A 26888-nucleotide genomic window follows, 5' to 3' on the forward strand; every position below is an offset into this window, starting at 1 on the left:
ACAAATAACGACATCCAAGGGCCTGAATGCCAAGCGATTCAAATCAGTCAAAGATTCATTGATTGACGCTCAAGCTTGAGTTCAACAATATGCAGAAGCTTGTTGATCTTATCTTGGACAGTCGTAGAAGCCTCGTCCACAAGCAGCTTGAGTGCCCGGTTATTCAGCATGACCACCTGTTTGGCATAGCGAAGTTCAAAATTAGACTCGTGACCAAAAACAAAGTGAGCGGTTTCAATGTAACTATTGATATCACGAGTATGGGTGAACACATCTTCAGCACATTGATACGCGGTCACCAACGTTGGATTATCCCGATACTGGATGAGTGTCGCTTGCAGTTTTTTTAATGTTTCAGCACTCTCTTCGAGTAATTCAAGTTTGGAATTACCTGTTCCAAAAATAAAGCGCTGACAAATATAAAAAATCGATACGCCCACAAAAACGCCGATGACTCTGTCCATCACAAAGGACGTCGGTGCAAAAGAGGTATAGGGCATATTCATGTAGGTATAGCCCATGCACGTGCAGATCGTGATGATCACGATAAAGTACTTGTATGGCCGGGTGACCATGAAACCCGCTATAAGTGCGATAAAAAATGCGACGACAGGCAAATGCGAGGGATTGAATCTTAAATAGTATTCAAGACAGAACGCCACCAAAACGCCAGCTAAGGTACCCAAAAATCGATCTCTGCCCTTTTGAAAGCCAAGAAATGTGCTGAGAGGTCCTGCGGCTACCAAGGTCGAATAGACCACCCAAATACCCTGCTCCCAGTTGGTGAGTACAAAAAATAAAAATGAAATGCCAACCATGATCGTGATCTGGTTGACGCGTGTCCGAGTCGCTACGCTAGACATTGGTCATATCCTTCGATCATGCGATGTAAGGCTTCATGCAACGCCTGATTGGACACTTGCAGCTGACTCAGCTGATCGTCTATATCGGAAAACTCTTTATTGTGACTCACCGCAAGTATGAGCGACTTGATCAGGGAACTCACAAGGCGTTGCTCTTCTTCACTTGATGGATTGAGTTTGGAACATCTCAATTTGGTGCATTCATGTTGAAATTTTATGATCGACTCGTATAGAACCTGGTAAGTCTCGGGCAGTAAAGGCAGCTTTGAACGCATCATGGACATGGAACCAAGGACGATGGCCTCACTATTTTTAAAGTCCTTTGTTCCAATTCTTTTTGCATCATTCTCCAAAACTCGAATGAAAGCGCTTTTAAATATGTTGGGCGAGAAGTTCGGAAAAAAAAGGACTGTGATCGCTCCTACAAAAGCAAACTCAACATAGTAGAAGTAGTTGTTACCCACCGCGTTCAGATTTGTGCCTGCGCCGCCTGCCAACTGCATCAGCCCCCAAGTGATCATCATGACAGGAATAGCCGCAGTTTTGGGATTGATCGCCATAAAACGCAAAGCGAAATATGTGAAAGAAATCACCAGCAGAAACAAGCTCAGCTTGAAATAAGAAAACAGACCAAACAACATACTCGGAATCGCGAGAATGAATACGACACCGAATAATGTGCCAAGTTTTTTAAGTTTGGAATGAGTGGGCAACATCTCAGATGCAGCCGTGCCCACGATCGTTGTCAAGATAAAGGGCACTGAAGAGGAAGGCGCCATCAAAAAGGCGTTACAAAGAAAAAGCAAAATCGCCACCGTACCCATTTTGAGGGCAAGGGTGCGGCAGATCCAAAAAGGATCATAGGGATCTAAAAATCTATTGCTAATTGTGAAGCCGGACATACGCGCTCATGCCATTAATAAGCGGATATTTCTCGTCCACATCGTTGATTTTGATGATGACGGGTAATCTTTGTGGCAGCAATAACCATTTGTTTTCAGTCGCAACGTGTGGGGAGCCGGACAAAGGTGTATTCATTTGTCTCGAAACCCCAAAAGGATTCGCCACGACAACACCTTCAAAACTTTTTTGTCCCAAATATATTCTCGGATAAATGGTTGCCCGATCGCCAGCTTTAACGCCTGAAAGTTCGGTTTCCTCATAATTGGCCTGAATGTATGTTGCCCCATCATTGATCAAGGTAAACATCCCGCTGACTGAAGAAACATGGGTGCCGATCCCGAGAAAAACGTTTTCAATGACGCCATCCACAGGAGCGATCACAGAGGTGTATTTGAGTTCTGTCTCAGCGTTCAGCATGGCCGCTTTGAGAGCGTGCACTTGTTTTTCTTGCATCTGCACCTGCAGACGATCAATATCGATTTGTACTTTTAAAGATTCAACCTGATTATTCTGAGCCTTGATCTTGTTTCTTAGATCCGACATATCAATTTGTGGCACACCCGCCCTGACACCGGGATGATCTTTTGCGTTGAACTGTCCTCGAAGCGTATCCAACGCAGCCTTGGCCGCCAGGAGATTATTTTCCGAAACCTTGATCTTCTGAACGGAAACTTCATGAGAGATCAATGCTTGTTCATACTGGGCCACAGCCGACTGCAGCTTGTGCTCATAACTGGTGGGATCAAGCTTCACCAGTACATCCCCCGCTTTCACGCGCTGGCCATTTTTGACATGTACTTCTGTGACAACTCCAGAAACCCGGGGAGCGATAGGCGTCGACAGCTGAACCACGAAACCATTGTCCGTAAAATGAAAAACACCCAACAAATAATATCCAAGTATCACAAGACCACCGATCAAAAATACGATGGTGGTGAATTTTGGTTTTTGCATGCTGGCCCGCTTGACGTTATTTTTGGGTGTTGTCACGACTGATTCCTGCAATGGATTGATTTTTTAATCTGTACTGTTGTTGTCCATAGGTCGCGCCGCCACCCATACTTTGATAGAGCTTTGACAAAGAGATAATCGTTTGCAGCTTGGTCTGGACAATCGCCATATTGGCCTGATCAAATTGTCCGACAGTTTGCAAATATTGAGTTTCAGAGAGCAAACCATTTTTGAGCATGGCTTGATACGTCTTCATATTTTTTCTGGAGTTTGCAAGAGCATTTTCTTGTTTAACCAGTGATGTTTTTTTGGCTTCAAAGTCCGCGAGAGCATTATCAACTTCTTTCATGGCGTTTTCGACCACGCTAAAGTAGCGAATGATTTCGCCATCGTATTGCTTGTTCGCAGAGATCACTTTACCGATGAACTGTGGATCAAGCGTCCAAGTTAAAAGTCCTAATTGCACGGTTTCTGTCAATCGCTCTCTTGTACCATTGACATTCGCCGATGCGTTCAGGCTCGCCCCAGCCCAGGTGAGCGTCGGAGCAAATAAACTGGCTGTCGCGGAGAGACCGTAGTCTGTCGCTTGGATTTTTGCTCTCGCAGCCGCGACGTCAGGACGAGAAGCCAACACCGAGGTCGGCGTATTGCCTGGGGCAATGGAGTCCAGTTTGAGCGTGCCAAATCTTTCACTGGGAGTGAAGTGAGTCAGCGGTCGCCCTACCAGCGTTAAAAGAGCATTTTTAGCTGCGATTTTATTGGCATGATTGGTTACGACTTGAGCGTCGATTTTCTGGAGATAAGAATCTTGCTCATTTGTTGAAACTTCTGTGTTCAATCCCCGCAGCGTCATAGAACGCGCGGTACTAAGTTGAGCGCTTACATTTTTTTTGAGCGCATTCAGAATATTTTCTTCTTCGATACAAGCCAATAAAAGAGCATACGAAGAGACAACCTGAGCAGCGATCGACGCTCTCATGGCCAGGAACTCAGCCACGCTGATCTCTACATTTTTTTCCGCTTCTTTGGTTCGGCTGGGCAACTGAATCACGTTGACCATCCACGTCGGCAAAAATGCTAAGAAACTGCCTGTTCCAGCCAAAGGCATTGGCAGATTGGGCAACAGTACAAGACCATTACTTCGAATCGGCCCTGCCATGATGCTCAGGCTGGGCAGCCAACCTAGTTTGACAGTGTCCAGAGAGCTTTGGGCGATCTCTATATTCTTGCGTGCAATTGAAATTTGCTTATTATTTTCCAAGGCTTCGGACACAAGGCTGTCCAGCTCTTGACTACCCACTTCTTTCCACCAGGGATTTTCAGGAAGGTTTTTTTCTGGAGCGCTAGTGTTGACAATCGAAAATGACTGGGGTGCTTCAGCAGTCGGCGTATCGCCATGAAACATACAGCCGGTCACTGATAATGCTGAGAGTATGGCAACCAATACCGACCTGTAACGCATATGTTTATGTTAATTTGACTGAGGGTTAATTATTTTTAAAAAATCGCGCCAAGCGGGAAAGGTCTGGAAACCTGATGATTTTCAAAATTGAAATTATTGTACAAGATTGGTTTGTTCCATCAGAACCAACCAATTTGCCGCTCTGGCCGTAGCCTTTAGATTTCGAGAGTTCCATGCAACGTTGCCCCTGGTGCGAAGGGTTTGATTTATATCGGCATTATCACGACACAGAATGGGGTGTGCCGCTGCGTGACGATCGCGCCTTGTTTGAGCTCCTGATTCTTGAAGGTGCCCAAGCAGGACTTTCGTGGTCGACGGTACTTAAAAAGCGGGAACACTATCGTCAAGCTTTCGATGCTTTCGATCCGGCTCGCATCGCCCGCTATGATGATAAAAAAGTTCATGCGCTCTTGAATGATCCAGGCATCATTCGCAACAAACTAAAAATCTCCGCCGCCATCATCAATGCAAAGGCCTATCTGGCACTCACGCGCGATGGACAAACTTTCAGTGATTTTTTATGGCAATTTGTCCGACACAAACCGCTTCAAAACCATCGTGAATCGCCCAGCGATGTTCCAGCCAAAACGCCCGAGTCTGATGCGATGAGCAAAGCATTGCAAAAGCTCGGGTTTAAATTTGTCGGCTCGACGATTTGTTATGCCTTCATGCAGGCCTCGGGGATGGTCAATGATCATTTGGTGAGTTGTCACCGTCATTTGCCAGTCACCCGTCTAGCCTAAGACCGTTTCTAGTCAAGAGATGGCGCATACCCAAACGGCTGATTCGGATTTTCGGCCGTTTCGACCCATACACTTTTAACTTGGGTATATTCCTGTAGCGCCTCGACACCACTCGAACGCCCATGTCCACTGGCATCGTAGCCTCCAAAAGGAGAGGTAACATTAATCACTTTATACATATTGATCCAAAAGGTGCCCGCCTTGACTTGACCCGCGACACGAAAAGCGCGCCCAATATCCCGGGTCCATACCGCACCCGCCAACCCGAAATCGTTGTCGTTCGCGATTCGAATCGCCTCCTCTTCCGTGTCAAACGGAATGGCGACCACCACCGGTCCGAAGATTTCAGTCCGCGCCACAGCCATCTCGTTTGTCACGTTTTTTAAAACGGTCGGTCGAACATAAAAGCCGGATGACTGCAGCTTTTCAGATGCTTGTCCACCGACGATTTCAGCGCCCTCACGCACACCCGTTTCAATCATGTTCATGATGTGCTGATGCTGCTTGGCATTCTGTATGGGACCAATTTCTGTTTCTGCTAAAGCGGGCTCGCCTACACGTATCTTGCTTGCCCCATCAGCGACCATTTTGACAAACTTTTCATAAATCCCCCGTTGCACCAGAAGACGTGAGCCCGCCACGCAACTCTGACCGGCACTCCCAAAAATCGCCGCTTGCGCACCGATACAAGCACGTTCCAAATCCGCATCATCAAAAACAATGTTGGCCGACTTTCCGCCCAGCTCCAGCACGCATGGAATGCCCCGCACAGCTGCTGCCGCAGCGATTTTTCCGCCCGTTGCGGGTGAACCCACAAAGATCACTTTTTTGACTGCTTTGTGATTCAACGCGGCTTGACCAACAGTATGGCCATATCCGACGAGGATGTTGATGACACCTTTTGGTATACCTGCCTGCTCAGCCAGTTTAGCGACAGCAAGTGAACTTAAGGGGGTCAACTCTGATGGCTTGAGCAGCACCGCGTTTCCCATGCATATCGCGGGCGCGATCTGCCATCCACAAGTGAACATCGGGGCATTCCACGGGGTGATTTGCAGAACGACGCCAAAGGGCTCACGTCGGGTGTAATTCAAATGACCGCTTGGCACAGGAATCACGTGTCCATAGAGTTTGTCTGTCCAGCCGCCGTAATACTCAAACATCTCTGCGACGCGAAGTGCCTCGCCGCGACAATCGCGAATCGGCTTGCCGGCCGAGATCGACTCGAGTTGGGCAAGTGGTTCGATATTTGCGCGCAGCAAGCGACCGACCTCTTGCATCAGCCTGCCTCGTTCTGCATGGCTCAGCCTTGCCCACACTTGTTGTCCGGCCATCGCCGCGATGCAAGCTTGTTGTGTGATGCTTTCTGAGGCATCGTTATATTTCAAATAGACATCACCTGTCGCAGGATTGATCAGACTGATTTCACTGCCGTCCCCAGGAATCATTTCTCCGGATACATATGAACCGACGAGTCCTTTCGGGAAAAAGACTTGATAGGCCTGGAGTAATTGCTGTGTTTGCGTTGCACTCATGCTTGTTCTCTATCAATTGAATTTGAATGCGATCAAGCCTGATCGCGTGTTCCAAGTTCGACGATTCTGTTGAAGTCCTCTTCATCTGCAATAGACTGGGCACTCAGCGCCCATAGCTCGGCGACCTTTGCAGCCATCGGCAAATCCATCGCAAGCGCCGAAATCAGTTCCTGAGAGAGTCGAACGTCCTTGCGCATCAACTTCATCGTAAAACCAGAGTCAAACTTGCCATTCATAATCCAAGTGGGATAACTATGTTCGGTGATAAAGCTTCGACCAGAGCCCGCATTAATCCCTTGGAGCAACTGTTCAGTCGGTACACCCGCTTTTTCGGCCATCCTCGTGACTTCGCCTGCGATCAGCAAATGCGCCGCGGCAAAAAGATTGTTCGCGATTTTGGCAACATGTCCGGCACCGATCTCGCCTACATGCACACGTTTAGCAGTCATGGCAGCGAGTACGGGCTCAGCTTCGGCGAGATCCTCCTTGGCACCTCCAATCACCATCGCCATCGTGCCCGTGATCGCACCCTTGGGACCCCCACTCACAGGCGCATCCAGCATTCTCATCCCCGCGCGCCTCAGATTTTCGGCAAGTCTGCGTGTCGTCTCTGGATGTGAGGTCGAGGTATCGACCACGAGCAATCCGGGTTTGACATTCGCCAAAATCCCCCCAGATCCAGTCACCACATCCTCGACAATCGCAGCTGTGGGTAGGGACAAAAGCACGATGTCGCACTCGGCGACAACCTCTCCAATCGTTTCCCTGACTGAAATGCCCTCCTTGGACAAGGCTTCTCGCGTCGTGATCGCCACGTCGGTGCCCACCACCTCAAATCCTTGCCGCTTGAGGGTCAACGCCATCCCTCGACCCATATTCCCCAGACCAATCAGTCCAATACGCTTAAACATTCGCGAATTCCCCCTCAAAACGACAGCGTCCCATAAGCAAGATCCTCAAACAATAGCAACATCCGTATAATTTCGTTGCTTTTAAGTCAACAATTGAAACAAATTAATCATCACCTCAATCGAGCCTGCCATGAACATTGCGATCGACGATCGACGCGTCAGATATTTCTTCGAGGCGGTCACCTGCGGCTCAGTCAGAGCGGCCGCGGATAAACTGGACATGAACCCATCTGTAGTGAGCAGGCAAATCGCACAGCTTGAAAGCGAGCTAGTCGTCACGCTGATGGAGCGCCTTGGCCGAGGCGTCAAAGCGACTGAAGCCGGTCAAATATTGATCGATTACTACCGCCAGCATCGTTCACATCAAGATGATGTGGTCACCAAAATTCAAGAGCTGCGCGGCCTGAAAGATGGCCATATTGATCTGGTGCTTGGAGAGGGATTTGTCGGCGATTTGATGGGCCCGCCTATTCAGGAATTTTGGGGACGTTATCCCGGGCTGTCCATCACAATGAATCTCGCCGGCACGAATGATGTGTTGCGTCAGGTATCAGAGGACCTTGCCCACATCGGGCTGGTTTACAACCCGTTTCCGTCGAAAAATATTCGTTCACGCGCGGCTGTCAGGCAACCACTTTGCGCCATCATGCCACCGGGCCATCCGCTTACACGACAAAAAACTAGACCAAAGCTCTCTGAGATCTGTGACTGCCCTGTCGCTTTAATGCATGGCTCTTATGGAACGCGTCAACTCATCGCCATGGCTGAGCAAATGGACCAGATTCGGCTCGTACCCAGGCTGATGACCGACTCGATTTCAATCTTGAAACATTTCGTGAGAGCCGGTCTTGGTATCGGTCTGCTGCCGGAGTTTTCAGTGACACAAGAAATCCATGCGGGCGAATTGATTGCCCTGGAGGTTGATCATCCAATCCTTTCCAACGCCGAGGCTCATATTGTTACCAGACTTGGCCGCCAGCTTCCCATCGCGGCGAATCAATTACTGATACATCTCATCTCGAGTATGCAGGCATTCAGAAAATGATCATCAATAACGACCAATAACGACAATGCAGGATCAGTCGAATCAAGACCTGATCCCACACACTAAACTTGTTCAGAAGATTGTATTGACACACAGGAACAAGAAAGTGATGAAGACGACAAGAAAACATTTAACTATCACGACCATCGTTCTGGTTACCCTTGCGCCAATGATCGCCACGGCAAATTCCGGTAACGGAATTAACCCATTCCAAGGGTTTTATGGTCAATTCTCGACGGGCTATGAATCCAACTCGTTTACAAACACATCTTTACGTTACACAAACGTCAGCCCCCCTGAGTATTACAGCAGCGGCACCAATATCGCCTCCAACCAAACAGCTTCAGGCATGCCGCTTGTTGTTGGTATGGGCTACAACTTTTCACTCAATGAAAAATGGATATTGGGCATTGGCGCGGACTATTCATTTCTTGCGCAAACCACGAGTAAGTTCTCAGCTAGAAATCCCGCTTTCATACAGTCCACACCTGCGGTTGGGCAGCAACTGAAAGCCTCAGATCGTTTCAATGTGTTTTTAACCGCCGGCTACGCATTGACCCGGCAAGATCTGCTTTACGCAAAAGCAGGGTATTCGAATCAAAATGTCCAGTTCACACGTCCGGCCCAAGATTCGGCAACAGGTCTGACCGCGACCTCGAATCAGGGTGGGTACATACTGGGACTGGGTTACAGAAAAGCGATCGAGGGTGGGTTGTACGTCTATGCCGAAGCGAACTACATGAAGTATTCAAGCGCCTCCCTCAATGGTTCGCTCTCAGGCCAAAGTGGTGAAGACACTGTCATCACAAATATCAGCCAAAACCCCTCCGCGAGCGCCATGACGGTCTTAATTGGTCTAGGATACAGGTTCTAAAAACTCCAGGTTTTATTTGATCTCTATGCGTTCAGATCTTGCCATTGCCCAAGCCGCCAATAAAACACCGATTCTCAAGCTCGCTCCCGCCAAGGCAGATATCCCGGAGGACGCCTTAGAGCCCTTCGGAAGATATAAAGCCAAGCTCTCGCTGGACTACATCCGCTCACTTCAGAACCGTCCCAATGGCAAACTGATCCTGGTGACGGCAATATCCCCCACCCCGGCGGGAGAAGGTAAAACAACGACTACCGTCGGTCTTGGCGACGCACTGAACCATATCGGCAAGCGCGCCATGATTTGTTTGCGCGAGCCCTCGCTTGGACCGGTTTTCGGCATGAAAGGCGGTGCTGCGGGCGGCGGGATGGCGCAAGTCGTCCCGATGGAAGATATCAACTTGCACTTTACGGGAGATTTCAACGCCATCGCATTGGCCAACAACCTCCTGGCTGCGCTGATCGACAATCACATTCATCACGGCAACAAGTTGCAATTTGATGTCAGACGCATCACCTGGCGACGCGTCGTCGACCTCAATGATCGCGCTTTGAGGCAAATTGTTGTGGGTCTGGGTGGCACAGCCAACGGTTTTCCACGCGAAGATCACTTTGATATCGTGGTCGCCTCAGAGGTCATGGCGATTTTCTGTTTGGTCAATAACTTGCAGGACTTGAAAGAACGCCTGGGCGATATCGTGGTCGGGCATTCTTTATCCGGCAAACCCATCCGGGCGCGCGACCTACAAGCTCAAGGTGCGATGGCGGCTTTGCTCAAAGAAGCATTGGCACCAAACATCGTTCAGACACTTGAAAATAATCTGGCGTTGGTCCATGGCGGCCCTTTCGCCAATATCGCGCACGGTTGCAACTCTGTCCTGGCCACGTCAACGGCCCTCAAACTCGCAGACTATGTTGTCACTGAAGCGGGCTTTGGCGCGGACCTCGGTGCAGAAAAATTTTTGGATATCAAATGTCGAAAAGCAGGTTTGACACCATCGGCCGTCGTACTGGTCGCCACCGTGCGCGCCTTGAAATATCATGGCGGTGTTGAAGTCAAAGACGTTGGCGTTGAAAACCTTAAAGCACTGCGCGCGGGTCTCGTGAATCTCGAGCGCCATATCCACAACATCCAGCACAACTTTGGCCTGCCCTGCGTGGTCGCGATCAATCATCGCACTGAGGATACACCTGCGGAAATTGCGCTCCTAAAATCCACCGCGGCTGCGCTTGGTGTTGAAGTGGTCCTGGCAGAACACTGGGCCAAAGGCGGACCAGGCGCAGCAGATCTGGCGCACGCCGTCGTCAAACTGTGCGAGCAACCTAATCACTTCAAATTCTTATACGAGGACGACGCTTCGTTGCTGGAAAAGGTGGGCACGATTGCCATCAAAACCTACGGCGCTGACGGTATCTCCTGTGACGCCAAGGTTAGAGCCCAGTTTGCACAGCTCGAAGCCGATGGGTACGGCCATTTGCCTGTGTGTATCGCAAAAACTCAATATTCGTTTTCTTCGGATGCCAAATTACGCGGTGCGCCAAGCGGTCACACGCTGGTCATTCGTGAAGTTCGGCTCGCCGCGGGTGCAGGCTTCGTCGTGGTAGTCTGTGGCGACATCATGACCATGCCTGGCCTGCCCGTCATACCCGCTGCGAACGGAATCGACATCAACGAAAACGGAGAGATCACCGGACTTTCCTAAGGATAGAGACTTCCGGAGGAGCGCGCGAGCTCACGATAAACATTCGGCAACACCACACCCCTCTCCCGCAGCACCGATGAACGGATTGCCACGTCAAAATCATTCGGTTTTTCAACAGGAGGGGGGGATCGATCCAGACCTGCGTCGAGCCACTTCAACGACATTTCCATCGCTTTACGTCCAAAAACCTCGCCTGGCATGGCGATGGCAAGACCGCCACCATAACGGACATAGCTCAGGCGCACGCCGATCGATAATGGAGACGCATTAGCCTGCGTCCAGGCCACGATCTCCTTTTCAGGCATGTATTCTCCACCACGCTCTTTTTTCAACAGATCAGTGGTCAGAACAATCAAAATATCGGCTTGACTCGCAGGACCCTTGATAAAGGCCTGCCAATCCTTGAAATCATCGACCAGTGCGACAGGTCCCAAAGTATGGGGGCCCCAGTCAGCGGTTTGAATAATTTTCATCTCGCTGCGACCCGTCACATCGTTGATGCCGATTGCCGCCACCTTCAGGGACTCTTGGGGCTTCAGTACTTTCATGAGTTCAACGATTGCCGCTGTGGGCATATCCTCAGAGACGCCTGTCGCACGCGTCGCGGACGAATACCCATAGGACTCCGGAGACTGCAACATTGAAGTGAAGACGACGGGTGGTCTGCGAGATGGATCAAGTTTGCTTGTCACCAGACTGTTCGTCTCGTCATCCACAGAAATTAAGATACTAGGTTTTTCCCTCTCAATGGCCCGAACAGCCGAAGCAACTGCCACGTGTAACTGTTGCTCGGAGTATTCATTATTCATGTCCATGTAGTGATAGGTCACCGCAACGGGGCGCCTGTTACTCACCAAACCTTTCTTGATGCCCGTCTCCACCCGTATGGACCAGTCGGCTGTCGGATTAAGGGGAAACAACACCAGGATCCTGGGCCTGTTTGTCGTGGAGAGAAAGACCCAACAGAAAAAGGCAAATACAGTCAGGGCAACTAGCAGACGCAGGTGTATCTTTTTCATATCAGAGACATCCATGACCAGAATGGGATCGCCGCCAAGACACACAGCACACGCGCTAGGTTCATGATCATGTTGTGACGCATGAACTGTGCATGGTCATAATCCGCCACAGACTCTGAGCTCCAGATGATCAGATAAATTGAGTTTTGATAGCGAAAAAACCAGATATCGCTGAATATCGCGGTCATAAACACGCAGATCCATGGACTGTAGCCCTGAGAAATCGTGACAGGCAATAAAATCACAAAGCTTAGCAACATCCCGGCAGCCACTGGAAACGCGAGTCGCAATACGAGTGTCGTCGTCAAGGTCGCGAGCGTATAGAGGACAAAACTTCCATCCACGAACGAGTACAACTCACTCATTGCCCGGGCGAGCTGCTGGTCCAGACCCAGATGCGCCATCGTTCTCATCATGCTGTCCATACTCAGCATGAAAAAAATCATGGGCCAATCCATCGATTTTTGAAAGTCAGTTTTACTGAAGGCACCTACAACAAGCAACAGTAAAATCGTCAGACCGGCAATACTCGGCGTATTGACATGGTGCAGGCCGCTCGTCAGAGAACCAACAAAGAAAAACACAAACGCCAGACCCGCGATTCGCTCTTTTTGTGTCAATCCGCCCAGCTCACTGAGATGTTGCGCCACCGTTTGTTTGGATAACTTCTGTGCACTGTCGACTGGGAACATCACACGCATCGAGACAAGATGCATGATCAGTAAAATGATCATTGGCACGCTGGCCGCAACGATCCAAAATACACCTAGATACTGGTTTTGCAGGTGCAAAGGCAGCATACTCAGCGCAGCAATACTGGCAGACTTGCTGTTGGAGAGTGCGGTCGAAAACAACATCGCTCCCCCATAGGTCGCCGCCATCAAGGAAGTGATCCCCAGCCCTCGTTTGGAGAGTTTGAGCGCATCACTGATTTCCTTGAAGAGGGGCAGCATCAAGGTCACGCGACTATTGCCAGACGGCGAGACAAAAGAAAGCAATAGTCCGCAACAGACCAGAATATTTTGTTGCCAAAACAATCGATCCGGGACCTTTAAAAGAAGATTCAGGACAAACCGACGACCCAAGCCTGAAGTAGTGATGACCGTCGCCAGCGCAAACACACCCATCAGTGTCAGCAGGCTCGGGGAGGCGAGCCCCGAGAGGGCGATCGGCGCAGGCGCAAGACCGAAAAACAAGGACGCAAACATCCCAAGCATGGGAGGGATGTAATCGTCCAGCAAATTAAACAACCACATCAGAATCACCACGGACAATATGGCGACAAACAATGCGGCCTGAACAGTCAATTCATAAAAAATTCCCGTGAAATAAAGCGCTGGGGGAATAATTAAAAGCGAAGACCAGCCTACAAGCTCGCGAGCAGAAGCTTTTTCATTGGAATCCAGACGATTCATATATTTTTTGTAATTTTTTTACAAAGATGCGAAAAATAGTATTTCAACGAATCGGAAATTGGATGTCATCATAAACGAGCGCTCCCGATCTTTCCATGAGAAACTAGCGTGTGAGTCCGTCCACATCCCATCGACGATCATCTTTTGAAATCATGAAAATGCTTATTTCTGTCTCGTCAGCGCTGTCCCGCATTTTTCTGGGAGCCCTTTTGGTGGCTGGTTTGGCGATTTCAGTCACGGGTTGCTCCACGGCCCCACCCGAGGGCCTGACCTCGGTCACGCCCTTCGATGTCAACCGCTACCTGGGAAAATGGTATGAAATTGTCCGTCTCGATCACTCTTTCGAGCGCGGCCTGACCGATGTCAGCGCGACTTATTCACTGAAATCCGATGGCAGCCTCGAGGTGATCAATCGTGGCTTTAATACTAAAAAAGATGAGTGGAAATCAGCCACGGGACGCGCCCTGTTCACTGGCAGCCAAAATCAAGGCTCTCTCAAAGTCTCATTCTTTGGTCCGTTTTACGGTGGTTATCATATACTCGCCCTCGATCAGGCGAACTATCAATGGGCGCTTGTCGCGGGGCCAGATCGCGACTATTTATGGATACTGGCTCGAAGCAAGGTTCTCGCTCCCGCCATCCGTGAGCAACTCGTCGCAGAGGCCAAGAAAATGGGGTTTGCGACAGACAAGCTGATCTGGGTAGAGCACAACAGGACAGATCACTAAAAACCAGGGCAGCCACTCGTATGGACAGTTTTAAAAACGAAGTGCGCGACCACGTGGTTGCACTGTACGAAACAGTTCGCGAAGAATTACAAAGCTGTTGGCAGTTCGCACGTGAGGCTTGGGTGCTCATCGTATTGCTTCTTGCTGCGATCGGCACCGTCATCTGGCTGGCGAAACCCGCCCCCCCGACACACGTTCTCATGGGAACCGGCTCGGCAGGCGGTTCCTACGAAGAGCTTGCAAAACAATATGCCGAATACTTCAAAAAGAATGGCGTCACCCTCGAGCTCGTCCGCACTGAAGGCGCCGAAGAAAACATCAAGCGACTCAAAGACCGCGATGATCGTCTTCAGGCCGCGTTTATTCAGGGCGGATTGCTGACGAGTCGCGAGGAGGCCAAGGGGCTTTTATCTTTGGGGAGCGTAGGCTATGAGCCCCTTTGGATTTTTTACAGAAGTGACCTGTTGCTTCCGGATGAGAAACAACACATCAATTTTCTCTCACAACCCATTTCTATCGGCACACCCGGAAGCGGGACCTACCTGCACGCCACGCGCCTGCTGCAGCTCAATCATATTGAGCTGTCCGACAACTTTAAACTACTCTCCAACGAAGAAGCCGTTGAGGCTTTCAAAAACGGAACGATTCATACTGTCGTGATGGTTGACGGACTCGAGTCAAAAAACGTGCAAGCGATGATCAATGATCCGCGCGCACGGCTGACTGGCTTTCATCGCGCCGAGGCCTTTGGGCGCTTATTCCCCATCTACCACGTTCTTTCCATCCCCGAGGGCTCACTCAATCTGGTGCGAAACGAACCTCCACAAACCATTCAAACGATCGCACCCACCACCAATCTCGTCATCGACCCCAACATGCATCCTGCCATTCAGTTACTGTTTTTGCAGGCAGCTGAAAAAATCAATGGTGGTCGCTCCTTTTTCGCGAGCTATGGAGAGTTTCCCGACTACAAAGAGTCCATCATCGAAGAAAGCGACGTGGCAAAAAGCTTTTATAAAAATGGTGCACCACGTTTGTTGGAGTACATGCCATTTTGGCTCGCGGAGTTTTTAAACCGCATGCTGATTTTATTGTTGCCGCTAGGAGCTTTTGCCTACCCGATCATCAAATCGATGCCAGCCTATCGCCTGAGTCGGGCGCGTTCACGCATCAATGAGGTTTATGGCGCCCTCAAGCTGTTCGAACAAGAGCTCGAGACAAACTATGATCCCGCCCAACACGACGAATATCTGAAAACGATCGACGAGCTCGACAAACGCGCACAGAAGCTGCGTGTGCCACGCAGTATTGTTAGCGACTATTACTCACTGCGCACCACGATTGATTTCGTTCGCACCTTGATCGAACGCCCCGTGCGCAAAGGCGAGGCTTGACACATGACGCTTGGCGCGTGATGCAGTGATCAGGTCTTGCGCGACAAGCCCTTGGGCAATGGGAATGAAACGTTTTCGTGTAAGCCATCCATCGTGCGCACAGAAACGGCACCAAGCTCTTTAAGCCGATGAATGACCTGCTGCACAAGCACCTCAGGCGCAGATGCTCCAGCAGTGATTCCGATTCGCTGACGTCCCTCAAGCCAGGCTGGATCAATCGACTCTGGCCCATCGATCAAATAAGAAGCGATGCCCATGCGCTCGGCAACTTCGCGCAGCCGATTGGAGTTGGAGCTGTTCGCGCTTCCTACCACCAGCACCAAATCTGAGGCAGGCGCGAGAATCTTGACCGCATCCTGACGATTTTGGGTGGCGTAACAAATATCACTTTTCTTGGGCTCTTGGATGTGCGGAAAGCGCGCGCGCAGGGCTTGGGCTACTTCAGCCGCATCATCCACGGAAAGCGTAGTCTGCGTCACGAATGCCAGCTTGTCCGGATTGGCAACCTCCAAAGCTTGCACATCGGCTGTCGTCTCCACGAGGTACATGCCTTCATTGGACTGACCCAGCGTGCCCTCAACTTCAGGGTGACCCTTGTGTCCGATCATCACGATTTCGCAACCCGACGCACGCATGCGCTCGACTTCGACATGGACTTTAGTTACCAAAGGACAGGTAGCGTCAAAAATCTGCAACCCGCGTTGCTCGGCCTCTGCTCGCACAGCTTTGGAGACACCATGAGCCGAAAACACAACAATGCTGCCCTCAGGCGCTTCGTCAAGCTCATGGATAAATACAGCACCTTTCTGGCGCAGATCCTCGACCACGAAACGATTATGAACAATTTCATGACGCACGTAGATTGGAGCGCCATGCAGCTCAAGCGCCCTTTCGACGATATCGATCGCACGATCCACACCCGCGCAAAATCCGCGTGGTTGAGCCAGAAGAATTTCCGCACCGGCGCCCTGCATCACAACACTCCAAGCAAATCGATATCGACACGCAACGTCAGTCCCGCCAACGGATGATTAAAGTCGAACAGGGCCGAATCTTCGCTAATTTCTTTGAGCACACCCGAATAACGCCCTCCGTTAGGGGCGGTGAACTCCACCATGTCACCTGGATTAAAAGCGGCATCTTCACCCGCGTGCTGATCCAACATGGCGCGCGAAACGCGCTGAATCAAATCTGGGTTGCGGTCGCCATAGGCCTGCGCGGGAGCTAGGGTGTAGCTGAAACAATCCCCCTCGGGATGACCAAACAAAGGAGCTTCCATGCCAGGGGACCACTGACCACTTCCGAGCTGCAACGTCGCGGGTCGACCATCAAACGTATCGATAAAGGTGGATCCTGCAGCGGGACCATCCTCGATCACGATGCGATAGTGGAGCGTAAGGTATGAATCCGCACGGACAACCGGCAGAGTATTGGGGGCCTGATCAGTCAAAATCTGTCACCGTAGAGGGCTTGGCTAAAAGCCTATTTTAGAGCCTTCCCGATGACACTGCGTGAACAACTCCCACCCGACCAGCGGCCCCGCGAAAGATTGCTTCGACATGGCGCGAATAGTTTGACGAATGCCGAGCTTCTGGCGCTAATTTTTGGCACAGGCACACGTGGAGCAAATGCCTTGCAACTCGCACAACAGCTGCTTATCCGCTTTGGCGGTCTGCGTGCGCTATTGAGTGCCAACAGCGAAAACCTTAGAGACGTTGTGGGTTTGGGCAATGCCCGGATTTGCCAGCTCAATGCAATCCAGACCCTGGCTCGCCGGGCAATCGAAGAAGAACTCAAAAGAGAATGTTCACTGAAGCACCCGGCACAAGTCAAAGCCTACTGCGCCGCCCTGCTCGGTCACGCCTCGATTGAGCGCTGCTTCGCACTCTTTCTGGATAACCAGCATCGTCTGATTGTTGCCAAACAGATCTCTCAAGGGACACTCACTGAAACAACGATTTATCCGCGCGAACTAGTCAAGGCTGCGCTAGCCCATCATGCCGCAGCTGTGATCCTCTCGCACAATCACCCGTCCGGAATCGCCACCCCAAGCTTGGCGGACATCAGCCTGACGCGTCAGCTCAGACAGTCGCTTGAGGTAGTGGACATCGATTTTCTCGATCATCTCATCGTTGCGGGTCATCAAGTCATCTCGATGGCCGAGCTGGGACAAATGTGAAAAAGGCAGCCCTGAATTCACTTGGGCTGCCTTTTATTTTCAGCGGTAGCTTTTAGACGCGTTCGAAAATCGCCGCAATGCCCTGACCGCCACCGATACACATTGTCACCAGCGCATACCGGCCGCCTGTGCGATGTAATTCATAGATGGCTTTAGTGGTCACGATGGCGCCTGTCGCGCCGATCGGGTGGCCAAGCGAGATACCGCTACCATTTGGATTCAAACGTTGAGCGTCCAGCTTGAGCTCTTTGGCCACTGCGCAAGCCTGTGCAGCAAACGCTTCATTCGCCTCGATGACATCCATTTGATCCACAGTCAAACCCGCGCGTTTCATCACAGCCTGAGTGGCGGGCACTGGACCAATGCCCATGATCTTGGGGTCCACGCCCGCATGCGCATAGGCCACCAATCGGGCCAAAGGCTTTGCACCGCTTGATTTCACAGCCTCACCGCTCATCATCAGAACGGCTGCAGCGCCATCATTGATACCCGATGCATTACCGGCAGTGACTGTGCCGTTTTCTTTGACGAATACTGCGCGCAACGCCGATAGACCCTCGAGCGAAACATCGCGACGTGGATGCTCGTCAACCTTGAACTCCACCTCGCCTTTGCGGGTTTTGATCACAACCGGAACGATCTGATCATTGAACCGGCCCTCGTCCTGAGCCAGCACGGCACGACGATGGGACTCGACTGCCAGCGCGTCCTGATCCGCACGCGAGATGCCAAACTGCTTGGCGACGGCTTCAGCGGTGATGCCCATGTGGGTGCGATCGAAGGGGTCGGTCAATGCGCCAACCATCATGTCTGTCACCGTTGTGTCACCCATTCGGGCACCAAAGCGCTGGGTCTGGGAGAGATAACCACCGCGGCTCATTGACTCAGCCCCGCCACCAATCGCCATCTCGGTGTCGCCCAGCAAAATCGATTGTGCGCTAGAGACAATCGCCTGAAGTCCTGAACCGCACAAACGATTCACGTTAAAGGCCGCGCAGGTTTGAGGCAGTCCTGCATTCAACGCGACAACACGCGACAGATACATGTCGCGTGCCTCGGTATGAACCACGTGTCCAAAAGCCAAATGTCCGACTTGCTTGCCATCCACGCCCGAGCGTTGCAGGACGGCCTTGACGACCGTCGCACCCAAATCAATTGGCGGTACATCTTTGAGCCCGCCTCCAAAATCACCCACGGCTGTTCTGGCTGCACCGGTTATAAACACTTCACGCATCGCGCGCTCCTTTTAAAGAGTGGAAATTGGTCGACGGGTCAGCAATCTCATCAAATGAGAACAAACAACATTGCATACCGTGGAGAAAAAAGTAATATCAGGCTTGTAGCCGTTAGCATAACCTGTCCAGTCTAAATTCAACGCCACGAGACACCTATGAGCATCCCCTATTCGATTCTCGACCTGTCCCCAATTCCACAAGGGTTTACCGCGGGTGACGCCCTGCGTAACTCCCGCGACTTGGCTCAGCATGCCGAAAAATGGGGGTATACCCGCTACTGGCTCGCCGAACACCACAACATGACTGGAAATGCCAGTTCGGCGACTGCGGTGGTGATCGCCTATGTCGCGGGTGGCACGTCCCGAATCCGCGTGGGTTCAGGCGGTGTCATGCTGCCTAATCACGCGCCTTTGGTGATTGCCGAGCAGTTCGGCACTCTGGCCGCCCTGTTTCCGGACCGCATTGACCTCGGTCTCGGTCGCGCGCCTGGTACCGATCAGATGACCGCTCGCGCCCTGAGACGCGATTTATTGGGCAATTCAGATCAATTCCCGCAGGATGTTCAAGAACTGCAACACTATTTCGGTGAAATCCAGCCCGGACAAGCTGTCAAAGCCATTCCCGGTGCAGGTCTGCACGTGCCGATCTGGATTCTGGGCTCAAGCCTCTATGGTGCCCAACTCGCTGCGCACTTTGGCCTACCCTATGCATTCGCTTCTCACTTCGCTCCAGACTACCTGTTGGACGCGATGCGAGCATACAAAGGGCTGTTCAAACCTTCCGCACAACAATCCAAACCCCATGCCATGGTCGGTGTGAACGTGATTGCCGCCGAGACGGACGAGGAAGCAAAGTATCTCTTTACCACCCATCAGCAACATGCAACACGGATGCGTCGCAATACTCGTGGCCAGCTTCCGCCGCCGATCGATGACATTGAGACCTTTTGGACGCCACACGAGAAAATTTCTGTCAGCGAGCAGCTCGCCTGTTCAGTCGTCGGGAGTCCTGAAACTGTACGCCAGGGTTTGCAAAGGCTCGTGGAGAAAACAGGTGCCAACGAGCTGATGATCACAGGTCAGATATTCGATCACCAGGCTCGTCTACGTTCTTTTGAAATCGCAGCCCAAGCAGCTCTTGAGGTGGAAATATCCCCTGCAATGGCAGCCTGAGTTAAGCTTTTTGCTCAGCACCTTTTTTTGAAAAGATGTAGTCACGTCGCCACGGATAAGCCTGATCGGCGGGCTCATCGAGCTCATCGGTCCGACCGGTTGGCGCGTGTTGCGCCAACACTTGATGCAGCGCCACCCAGCCGCTTTCAAACCCCTTGGCGCAACCCGCCAGATACATCCGATAGGCTCTGAGCGCGCGTGCTCCCTGCTCACCGGGCAAAACCTTCTCGGCCTCATCGAGTCGGGCTTCGAGCGCATCACTCCATGCCCACAATGTTCTTGCATAGTGCGGCCTGAGGTTTTCGACGTCGAGTGCTTCCAGACCGCCGGCACTGAGTTCTGTGATCACATCGCCGATGTGTACCAGTTCGCCACCCGGAAAAATATATTTTTCAATGAAGTCACCCATGCCATTGCCGAGCTGATCGTTGTGCAAACCGCCCGCTGTGATGCCATGGTTTAAGATCAATCCACCCGGGCGCAACAATTGACACAAGCGATCAAAGTAGCCTTTGAGCTGCGCACGTCCTACATGCTCGAACATCCCCACTGAGGCGATTTTGTCAAAAGGCTGCGCGCTGTCCAGTTTTCTGTAGTCCAAGAGCTTCACACGGACGCGACCGGACAATCCCTTTTCCTCGATCAGCCGGGTCACGTGCGCATGCTGATTACGGGACAAAGTAATGCCGGTGGCATCCACACCATAATGCTCCGCTGCCCACAACAATAACCCCCCCCAACCTGCGCCGACATCGAGAAACCGTTCTCCCGCGGACAATCTGAGCTTGCGGCAAATCAGATCGAGCTTGGCTTCCTGGGCCTCAGCCAAGCTCATCGAAGGTTGCGCATAGTACGCGCAGGAATAGACCCGACGTGGATCTAGCCACAAAGCATAAAACTCGTCGGAAAGGTCGTAATGAAATTCGATCTGTCGGGCATCTCGCTCGATGGAGTGCCGCCAAACGGACATGACCCGCGAAATTATGCCGGTTAGCCATCCCATACGGGCCGCTTCGATGGGTGAGCCAGGCAAAATCGAAGCCGCCGCGGCCATGATGTCTCGCATGGATCCGCGCACATCGCAAAGCCCCTCTACATAATCCTGTCCAATCAAGCCAACCTGTCCAGCCGCGAGATGGGCTAACGCCTTGTTTTGCTTGGCAACCAGGGTAACCGGAGCGTCGCGGGGCCCGAGCTGTGTTCCATCAGGCAATACCAACCCTAAACCAATCGGCAAACTTTGCAGTTTCTTTTCAATGGATGAGATCAAAGGATTCACGTTTCAGCCTCGCGCTTCAATCGGAGAATTTCACTTTATCTGATTTCTCATAGGTAGAAAATACTCAATGATGGATATATCTGTCTGATTGTTGCTTCTGCATCGTTGTCGCACATGACAGCGTGATACAGTCGTCGTTAAGTGACCTCCATTCCACTACTTTTCCCCACAGACTTCGCTGAATATGCGCTCCAAACTCGCCGCGATGGGACTCCCGGGCTGGCTCATTTTGATGGGCGCCCTCACCGCGATCGGCCCGCTCTCAATCGATATGTATTTGCCCGCTTTCCCAGCGATTGCGAGTGGACTCGGTGCGCAAAGTAGCGAGGTCGAGCGTACGCTGGCAGCCTATTTATCGGGAATGGCTTGCGCGCAGTTGATATATGGGCCCCTGGCCGATCGTTTTGGACGCAAACCACCCCTGTATGGCGCACTGATTCTGTACATCATCGCATCGGCAGGATGCGCGCTGGCGACGAGTGTCGAAGTGCTGACCATCTGCCGTATCTTCCAGGCTATGGGGGGCGCAGCAGGCATGGTGATTCCGCGAGCGGTCGTGCGGGACCATTACAGCACCCAGGAAGCCGCGAGAGCCCTGTCCATGCTGATGCTGATTATGGGAATCGCCCCGATTCTGGCTCCCGTGGTGGGTGCGCAGATTCTCGCCTGGGTCGGCTGGCGCGGGATTTTTGTGACGATCACACTTTGCGGCATCGCGCTCCTATGGACTTTATCAAAAGTCATGGTTGAGACGCTTGCGCCTGAAAAACAGATCAAACTGAGTTGGGGCAATATATTTAGAACCTATGGGGGCTTGCTTTTGCATCGGCGCTTTATGGCTTTTGCCCTATCGGGCGGCTTGGCCTCAGCCACGATGTTTAGCTATATCGTAGGTTCCCCGCGCCTGTTCATCGAACACTTTGGCGTGTCTCCGCAGACATATGGCCTGTTGTTCGGGATGAACGCAGCGAGCCTGATTGTGGGATCCCAGGTCTGCGCCCGACTGCTCAAACATCACAGCCCCATGAAAATACTCCCCTGGGCGCTCGGGGGGATGATGACAGCAGGCCTCGTTGCCCTCCTCTTTGCCCTAACCCGTCTTGCGAGCTTGCAGTCAGTCATGGGTTGCATGCTCGTTTTCATGTTTTGCTATGGGTTTGTCGGGCCCAATTCCGCAGCGCTGGCGCTTTCTGACCAGGGTCATCAGCTCGGATCGGCCTCAGCCCTGATGGGCACAATCTCCATTTCCTGCGGCGCACTGGCCGGACTGTTGGTCAGCCTCATGCAAATGCCGGGCCCCATGCCCTTGGCGCTGAGCATGGCGGGCTGCACGACGTTGGCCTGTCTGTCAGGGGCGCTGGCACGACGGGCGAGGCACTCGGTTTGATTAAATCCTTGATTTCGTATTAGAATGTCAGACTTGATGTGAAAATCTGAACAAACATAAATAGGTGTAACCATGGCACGTGTATGCCAAGTGACTGGAAAAAAGCCCATGGTGGGCAACAATGTTTCTCACGCAAACAACAAAACAAAGCGTCGTTTTCTGCCTAACTTGCAGTCACGCCGTTTCTGGGTTGAGAGCGAAAACCGTTGGGTACGTCTGCGCGTATCCACCAACGCCCTGCGCACGATCGACAAGAATGGCATCGATGCCGTCTTGGCTGACCTGCGTGCACGCGGCGAAGTCGCCTAACCCGACTAAAGGAGCCCGACATGGCAAAAGGTACACGCGAAAAAATCAAACTCGAGTCCAGCGCTGGAACGGGTCACTTCTACACCACGACCAAAAACAAGCGCAACATGCCCGAGAAAATGCTGATCAAGAAATTTGATCCAGTCGCTCGCAAGCACGTTGACTACAAAGAAACAAAACTTAAGTAATCACTTAAGTCATCAACTTGGTTCGGGGCTGCGTCGTTCAGATCGACTTCAGTCACTCCTAGCCCCGATCTCAGTGTCAAACTCACAGCCTCGCTTCGCGGGGCTGTTTGTTTTTCAACGTTCAAGTCTCAGCGCTTCGCCCCCAGTACGACCTATAATGTCAGACTGATTCGGCGCATCGTCGCCCCCACCTTTTTTGGCTGTCGCAATGCAGGAACGCTACCTACCCACTGTTGTTGAAAAACTGGCCCATGCAAACTGGGATGCCCGTGACGCATATCGTGTAACTGAAGGTGCGCTCAACGCCTCCGGACAACCCAAACCAAAGTTCTATGCGTGTTCGATGCTGCCCTACCCAAGCGGTAAACTGCACATGGGGCATGTACGCAACTACACCATCAACGACATGATGGCACGGCAGCTGCGCATGCGCGGCTATAACGTGCTGATGCCCATGGGCTGGGATGCGTTTGGCATGCCTGCCGAAAATGCAGCGATCAAGTCCAAGGTACCACCCGCAAAATGGACCTACGACAACATCGCCTACATGAAAAAACAAATGAAGGCGATGGGGCTAGCCATCGACTGGTCACGTGAAATGTGCGCCTGCGATCCCGCCTACTACAAATGGAACCAGTGGCTGTTTCTCAAGATGCTGGACAAGGGCATCGCCTATCGCAAAACGCAAGTCGTCAACTGGGACCCTGTTGACAATACCGTGCTGGCTAACGAACAAGTCGTGGACGGACGCGGATGGAGATCGGGCGCTTTAGTCGAAAAGCGTGAAATTCCTGGCTATTACCTGCGGATCACCGATTACGCGAGTGAGCTCCTCGAACAAGTCCAAAACGGTCTTGAGGGTTGGCCGGATCGTGTGCGCGCGATGCAGGAAAACTGGATTGGAAAAAGCGAGGGCGTGCGCTTTGCTTTCCCCCACACCATCAAAGACAGCAAGGGTGAGCTCATTCAGGACGGACGCATGTACGTCTTCACCACCCGTGCAGACACCGTCATGGGTGTCACATTCTGCGCAGTGGCTCCAGAGCATCCCATCGCCCAACACGCTGCGCAATCCAATCCTGCTTTGGCTGCGTTTATTGAACAATGCAAACAAGGCGGCACCACAGAAGCCGAATTGGCGACCCGAGAAAAAGAAGGCCTGGATACAGGTCTGTTCGTCACCCACCCACTGACTGGGCAAGCCATCCCTGTTTGGGTCGGCAACTACGTCTTGATGAGCTATGGTGATGGTGCGGTCATGGGCGTACCTGCGCATGACGAACGCGACTTTGCCTTTGCCAACAAATATGGCATTGCGATTAAACAAGTCGTTCAAGTCGGGGACAAACCCTTTGATGACAAGGTCTGGCACGAATCATATGCCGACAAGCAAACGGGCCGTTTGATTCAATCTGGCAAATACGATGGCTTGAGCTTCACACAAGCCATCGAAGCCATTGCCACTGAATTGGAATCTCTCGGTCTGGGTCAGCGTCAGACTACATGGCGTCTGCGCGACTGGGGCATCTCGCGCCAGCGCTATTGGGGCACTCCCATCCCGATCATCCACTGCGATGCTTGCGGCGCGGTCCCAGTGCCAGAAAAAGACCTGCCTGTCGTCTTGCCCGAAGATTTGATTCCTGACGGCAGCGGTAACCCGCTTGCCAAACACGCTGCCTTTTTGCAGTGCAAGTGTCCAAGCTGTGGCAAAGATGCGCGACGTGAAACCGACACAATGGATACCTTTGTCGACTCGTCCTGGTATTTCATGCGCTACACCTCCCCCGGTAACGACCATGCCATGGTCGATGCGCGCAACGACTACTGGATGCCGATGGATCAGTACATCGGTGGGATCGAGCACGCAGTCATGCACTTGCTGTATGCCCGCTTCTGGACTCGCGTGATGCGCGATCTGGGCCTAGTCAAGTTCGACGAGCCCTTTACCAAACTGCTTTGCCAGGGCATGGTCCTGAATCACATCTACTCTGCCAAAAATGCCAAAGGCGGGATCGAGTATTTCTGGCCTGAAGAAGTTGAAAACACGTATGACGCCAAAGGCGCCATCACGGGTGCCCGGCTCAAAAGCGATGGACGCGAAATCACCTACGGTGGTGTCGGTACGATGTCCAAGTCGAAAAACAATGGTGTCGACCCCCAATCGCTAATCGACACCCAGGGTGCTGATACTGCTCGCCTTTTTGTCATGTTCACGAGCCCGCCCGAGCAAACGCTCGAATGGTCGGACTCCGGCGTTGAGGGCTCCAACCGCTTTTTACGCAGGCTGTGGTCGTTATGCGTGCAAAAAAAGGACCTCGTCGAAGCAGGCTTGAAAGCAAAGATTTCAGACTGGACCGATGCGCCTAAAGAGGTCAAGCAACTGCGTTTCGAGATTCACGCATTGCTTAAGCAAGCGGATTACGACTACCAGCGTATTCAGTACAACACCGTGGTGTCGGCTTGCATGAAAATGCTCAACGCCATTGACGACGCTCAGCTTGGCGACTCGAAATTCGCACAAGGCGCGACGGCTGAGACAATCGGTATTTTGCTCAGAGTCCTTTACCCGGTCGTCCCGCACATCACGTGGCAACTGTGGGCAGAACTCGGCTATGACAAGCCCTATGGAGATCTGTTGGACGCACCTTGGCCGACAGTTGATGAGTCCGCACTCATCACTGACAAGGTCGAATTGGTCTTGCAAGTCAACGGCAAACTTCGCGGCAGTCTGAGTGTTGCCCGCGAAGCGACACGCGAACAGATTGAACAGCTTGCTACTAACCACGAGGCTGTTGCGCGCAATCTGGAGGGGCGTCCTCCAAAACGTGTCATCGTGGTGCCTGGCAAACTCGTCAACGTTGTTGGATAACGGAAAATCTCAATGAATCAGTCATTCGTGCGTGTGCGTTTGCTAGTGCTGGGGCTGATCGGCTTGTTACTGACAGGCTGCGGCTTCAAAATGCAAGGCGTTACACCCATGCCCTTTGATTCGCTCGCCATTACCATCCCCCAAAACTCTCAGTTTGGTGCGGATGTCCGGCGGGCCATCCGAGCGGCATCGCCGAACACCGTGATCATTGAGCCTTCTGTAACCAAGGATATCGCCTCTGATGAAATACCGGTTATCGATCCAAAAAACATTCCTCAAGCCCGACTGGAGCAAGTTTCCGATGTGCGTAATTCGCGCATCGTCTCTCTGAACGCGCAGGGCAAGCCCGAGGAGTTCGAGCTGACGTTGGTTTATACCTTCCGTCTGGTCAATGCCAAAAATCAAATCATCCTTCCTGATACTACCTTGTCCGCCGCTCGCTCCATGCCTTTTGATGAACGTGTCGTTCAGGCGAAAGAAGGAGAAGCCGCCACATTATTCAAAGACATGCAGAAAAGTCTGGTCGCACGCATGATGCGACGACTGACAGCACCCGATATTAAACAGCGCTGGGATGCACTGAATGCTTTGACAACTGCTGAACAGGAAAACATTGATGTGGCAGTGCCTGTTCAAGCGCCGAGCGTCATTCCTAGCCCTTGGCAAAATCCTTCCCTCACCCCGATTCCGATTCCGGTTAATCCGGGCGGCTAAAAGCAGGTCACTTA

General features: G+C 52.0%; 25 protein-coding genes. 13 read left to right on the forward strand and 12 right to left on the reverse strand.

Going from position 1 to position 26888, the window contains the following annotated elements; all coding sequences use genetic code 11:
* Positions 1–47: 47 nt before the first annotated feature.
* Genes QWY30_RS06045 through QWY30_RS06060 form a run of 4 tightly spaced genes read right to left on the reverse strand, consistent with a single transcriptional unit; the run spans position 48 to position 4179 of the window.
* Positions 48–863, reverse strand: coding sequence for an FUSC family protein (locus QWY30_RS06045; RefSeq protein WP_290239174.1), 816 nt, complete (start codon positions 861–863; stop codon positions 48–50).
* Complete coding sequence (locus QWY30_RS06050; protein WP_290239176.1) at positions 851–1765, reverse strand: hypothetical protein; 915 nt, start codon at positions 1763–1765, stop codon at positions 851–853. The genes QWY30_RS06045 and QWY30_RS06050 overlap by 13 nt, the downstream gene beginning before the upstream one ends.
* Entirely contained in the window at positions 1746–2756 is a 1011-nt protein-coding gene (locus QWY30_RS06055; RefSeq protein ID WP_290239178.1) for an HlyD family secretion protein, read from the reverse strand. The genes QWY30_RS06050 and QWY30_RS06055 overlap by 20 nt, the downstream gene beginning before the upstream one ends.
* Positions 2737–4179 (reverse strand): TolC family protein, encoded by a 1443-nt coding sequence (locus QWY30_RS06060; RefSeq protein WP_290239180.1) that lies wholly within the window; start codon positions 4177–4179, stop codon positions 2737–2739. Before QWY30_RS06060 ends, QWY30_RS06055 begins: the two co-directional genes overlap by 20 nt.
* A gap of 173 nt (positions 4180–4352) precedes the next feature.
* On the opposite strand from QWY30_RS06060, the gene QWY30_RS06065 reads away from it, so the two are divergent.
* Entirely contained in the window at positions 4353–4922 is a 570-nt protein-coding gene (locus QWY30_RS06065) for a DNA-3-methyladenine glycosylase I (protein ID WP_290239182.1), read from the forward strand.
* 8 nt (positions 4923–4930) lie between these two features.
* Here QWY30_RS06065 and QWY30_RS06070 read toward each other — a convergent pair whose 3' ends face one another.
* Both QWY30_RS06070 and QWY30_RS06075 read right to left on the reverse strand, forming a co-directional pair.
* Complete coding sequence (locus QWY30_RS06070; protein WP_290239185.1) at positions 4931–6457, reverse strand: aldehyde dehydrogenase family protein; 1527 nt, start codon at positions 6455–6457, stop codon at positions 4931–4933.
* Between the two features lie 32 nt (positions 6458–6489).
* On the reverse strand, positions 6490–7386 hold the full coding sequence (locus QWY30_RS06075; protein WP_290239186.1) for an NAD(P)-dependent oxidoreductase: 897 nt from the start codon (positions 7384–7386) through the stop codon (positions 6490–6492).
* A 112-nt stretch (positions 7387–7498) separates the two neighbouring features.
* Here QWY30_RS06075 and QWY30_RS06080 point away from each other — a divergent pair, with 112 nt between their 5' ends.
* The 3 genes from QWY30_RS06080 to QWY30_RS06090 all read left to right on the forward strand — a co-directional run bounded on the left by QWY30_RS06080 (position 7499) and on the right by QWY30_RS06090 (position 10986).
* Positions 7499–8413, forward strand: coding sequence for a LysR family transcriptional regulator (locus tag QWY30_RS06080; RefSeq protein ID WP_290239188.1), 915 nt, complete (start codon positions 7499–7501; stop codon positions 8411–8413).
* Positions 8414–8522: 109 nt separating this feature from the next.
* Positions 8523–9287: an outer membrane protein gene (locus QWY30_RS06085; protein ID WP_290239189.1), complete on the forward strand. Its 765-nt coding sequence runs from the start codon at positions 8523–8525 to the stop codon at positions 9285–9287.
* 25 nt (positions 9288–9312) lie between these two features.
* The gene (locus tag QWY30_RS06090) at positions 9313–10986 is read left to right on the forward strand and encodes a formate--tetrahydrofolate ligase (RefSeq protein ID WP_290239191.1); all 1674 of its coding nucleotides are present in this window, start codon (positions 9313–9315) and stop codon (positions 10984–10986) included.
* On the opposite strand, the gene QWY30_RS06095 is transcribed toward QWY30_RS06090, so the two are convergent.
* Both QWY30_RS06095 and QWY30_RS06100 read right to left on the reverse strand, forming a co-directional pair.
* The gene (locus QWY30_RS06095; RefSeq protein WP_290239193.1) at positions 10983–12005 is read right to left on the reverse strand and encodes a hypothetical protein; all 1023 of its coding nucleotides are present in this window, start codon (positions 12003–12005) and stop codon (positions 10983–10985) included. The genes QWY30_RS06090 and QWY30_RS06095 overlap by 4 nt on opposite strands.
* Positions 12002–13420 (reverse strand): SLC13 family permease, encoded by a 1419-nt coding sequence (locus QWY30_RS06100; RefSeq protein WP_290239195.1) that lies wholly within the window; start codon positions 13418–13420, stop codon positions 12002–12004. Before QWY30_RS06100 ends, QWY30_RS06095 begins: the two co-directional genes overlap by 4 nt.
* Before the next feature lie 158 nt (positions 13421–13578).
* On the opposite strand from QWY30_RS06100, the gene QWY30_RS06105 reads away from it, so the two are divergent.
* Both QWY30_RS06105 and QWY30_RS06110 read left to right on the forward strand, forming a co-directional pair.
* On the forward strand, positions 13579–14148 hold the full coding sequence (locus QWY30_RS06105) for a lipocalin family protein (protein WP_290239518.1): 570 nt from the start codon (positions 13579–13581) through the stop codon (positions 14146–14148).
* 20 nt (positions 14149–14168) lie between these two features.
* Positions 14169–15542, forward strand: a complete 1374-nt coding sequence (locus QWY30_RS06110; protein ID WP_290239197.1) for a TAXI family TRAP transporter solute-binding subunit — start codon at positions 14169–14171, stop codon at positions 15540–15542.
* A 29-nt stretch (positions 15543–15571) separates the two neighbouring features.
* Here the strand turns inward: QWY30_RS06110 and ispH are convergent, their stop codons facing one another.
* Both ispH and QWY30_RS06120 read right to left on the reverse strand, forming a co-directional pair.
* Positions 15572–16516, reverse strand: a complete 945-nt coding sequence (gene ispH, locus QWY30_RS06115; protein ID WP_290239198.1) for a 4-hydroxy-3-methylbut-2-enyl diphosphate reductase — start codon at positions 16514–16516, stop codon at positions 15572–15574.
* A complete protein-coding gene (locus tag QWY30_RS06120; RefSeq protein WP_290239200.1) occupies positions 16516–16992 on the reverse strand; it encodes an FKBP-type peptidyl-prolyl cis-trans isomerase in 477 nt (158 codons plus the stop codon). The genes ispH and QWY30_RS06120 overlap by 1 nt, the downstream gene beginning before the upstream one ends.
* A 51-nt stretch (positions 16993–17043) precedes the next feature.
* On the opposite strand from QWY30_RS06120, the gene radC reads away from it, so the two are divergent.
* Entirely contained in the window at positions 17044–17721 is a 678-nt protein-coding gene (radC, locus tag QWY30_RS06125) for a RadC family protein (protein WP_290239203.1), read from the forward strand.
* A gap of 52 nt (positions 17722–17773) precedes the next feature.
* On the opposite strand, the gene QWY30_RS06130 is transcribed toward radC, so the two are convergent.
* Entirely contained in the window at positions 17774–18955 is a 1182-nt protein-coding gene (locus QWY30_RS06130) for an acetyl-CoA C-acyltransferase family protein (RefSeq protein WP_290239205.1), read from the reverse strand.
* A gap of 156 nt (positions 18956–19111) precedes the next feature.
* On the opposite strand from QWY30_RS06130, the gene QWY30_RS06135 reads away from it, so the two are divergent.
* A complete protein-coding gene (locus QWY30_RS06135) occupies positions 19112–20128 on the forward strand; it encodes an LLM class flavin-dependent oxidoreductase (protein WP_290239207.1) in 1017 nt (338 codons plus the stop codon).
* Position 20129: 1 nt separating this feature from the next.
* Here QWY30_RS06135 and QWY30_RS06140 read toward each other — a convergent pair whose 3' ends face one another.
* Positions 20130–21407: a class I SAM-dependent methyltransferase gene (locus tag QWY30_RS06140; RefSeq protein ID WP_290239209.1), complete on the reverse strand. Its 1278-nt coding sequence runs from the start codon at positions 21405–21407 to the stop codon at positions 20130–20132.
* 184 nt (positions 21408–21591) lie between these two features.
* On the opposite strand from QWY30_RS06140, the gene QWY30_RS06145 reads away from it, so the two are divergent.
* From QWY30_RS06145 to QWY30_RS06165, 5 genes are all read left to right on the forward strand, one after another.
* Positions 21592–22794 carry a multidrug effflux MFS transporter gene (locus QWY30_RS06145; protein WP_290239211.1) on the forward strand — a complete coding sequence of 401 codons (1203 nt, stop codon included), beginning with the start codon at positions 21592–21594 and terminating at the stop codon, positions 22792–22794.
* A gap of 72 nt (positions 22795–22866) precedes the next feature.
* The gene (gene rpmB / locus QWY30_RS06150) at positions 22867–23103 is read left to right on the forward strand and encodes a 50S ribosomal protein L28 (RefSeq protein WP_028815924.1); all 237 of its coding nucleotides are present in this window, start codon (positions 22867–22869) and stop codon (positions 23101–23103) included.
* 20 nt (positions 23104–23123) lie between these two features.
* Entirely contained in the window at positions 23124–23291 is a 168-nt protein-coding gene (gene rpmG / locus QWY30_RS06155) for a 50S ribosomal protein L33 (protein ID WP_028815923.1), read from the forward strand.
* Positions 23292–23499: 208 nt separating this feature from the next.
* Complete coding sequence (leuS, locus tag QWY30_RS06160) at positions 23500–26160, forward strand: leucine--tRNA ligase (RefSeq protein ID WP_290239213.1); 2661 nt, start codon at positions 23500–23502, stop codon at positions 26158–26160.
* A gap of 12 nt (positions 26161–26172) precedes the next feature.
* On the forward strand, positions 26173–26874 hold the full coding sequence (locus tag QWY30_RS06165; protein ID WP_290239215.1) for an LPS-assembly lipoprotein LptE: 702 nt from the start codon (positions 26173–26175) through the stop codon (positions 26872–26874).
* The last annotated feature ends 14 nt before the right edge of the window (positions 26875–26888 follow it).

It is taken from the genome of Zwartia panacis (assembly GCF_030410395.1).
Classification (GTDB): domain Bacteria; phylum Pseudomonadota; class Gammaproteobacteria; order Burkholderiales; family Burkholderiaceae_B; genus Zwartia; species Zwartia panacis.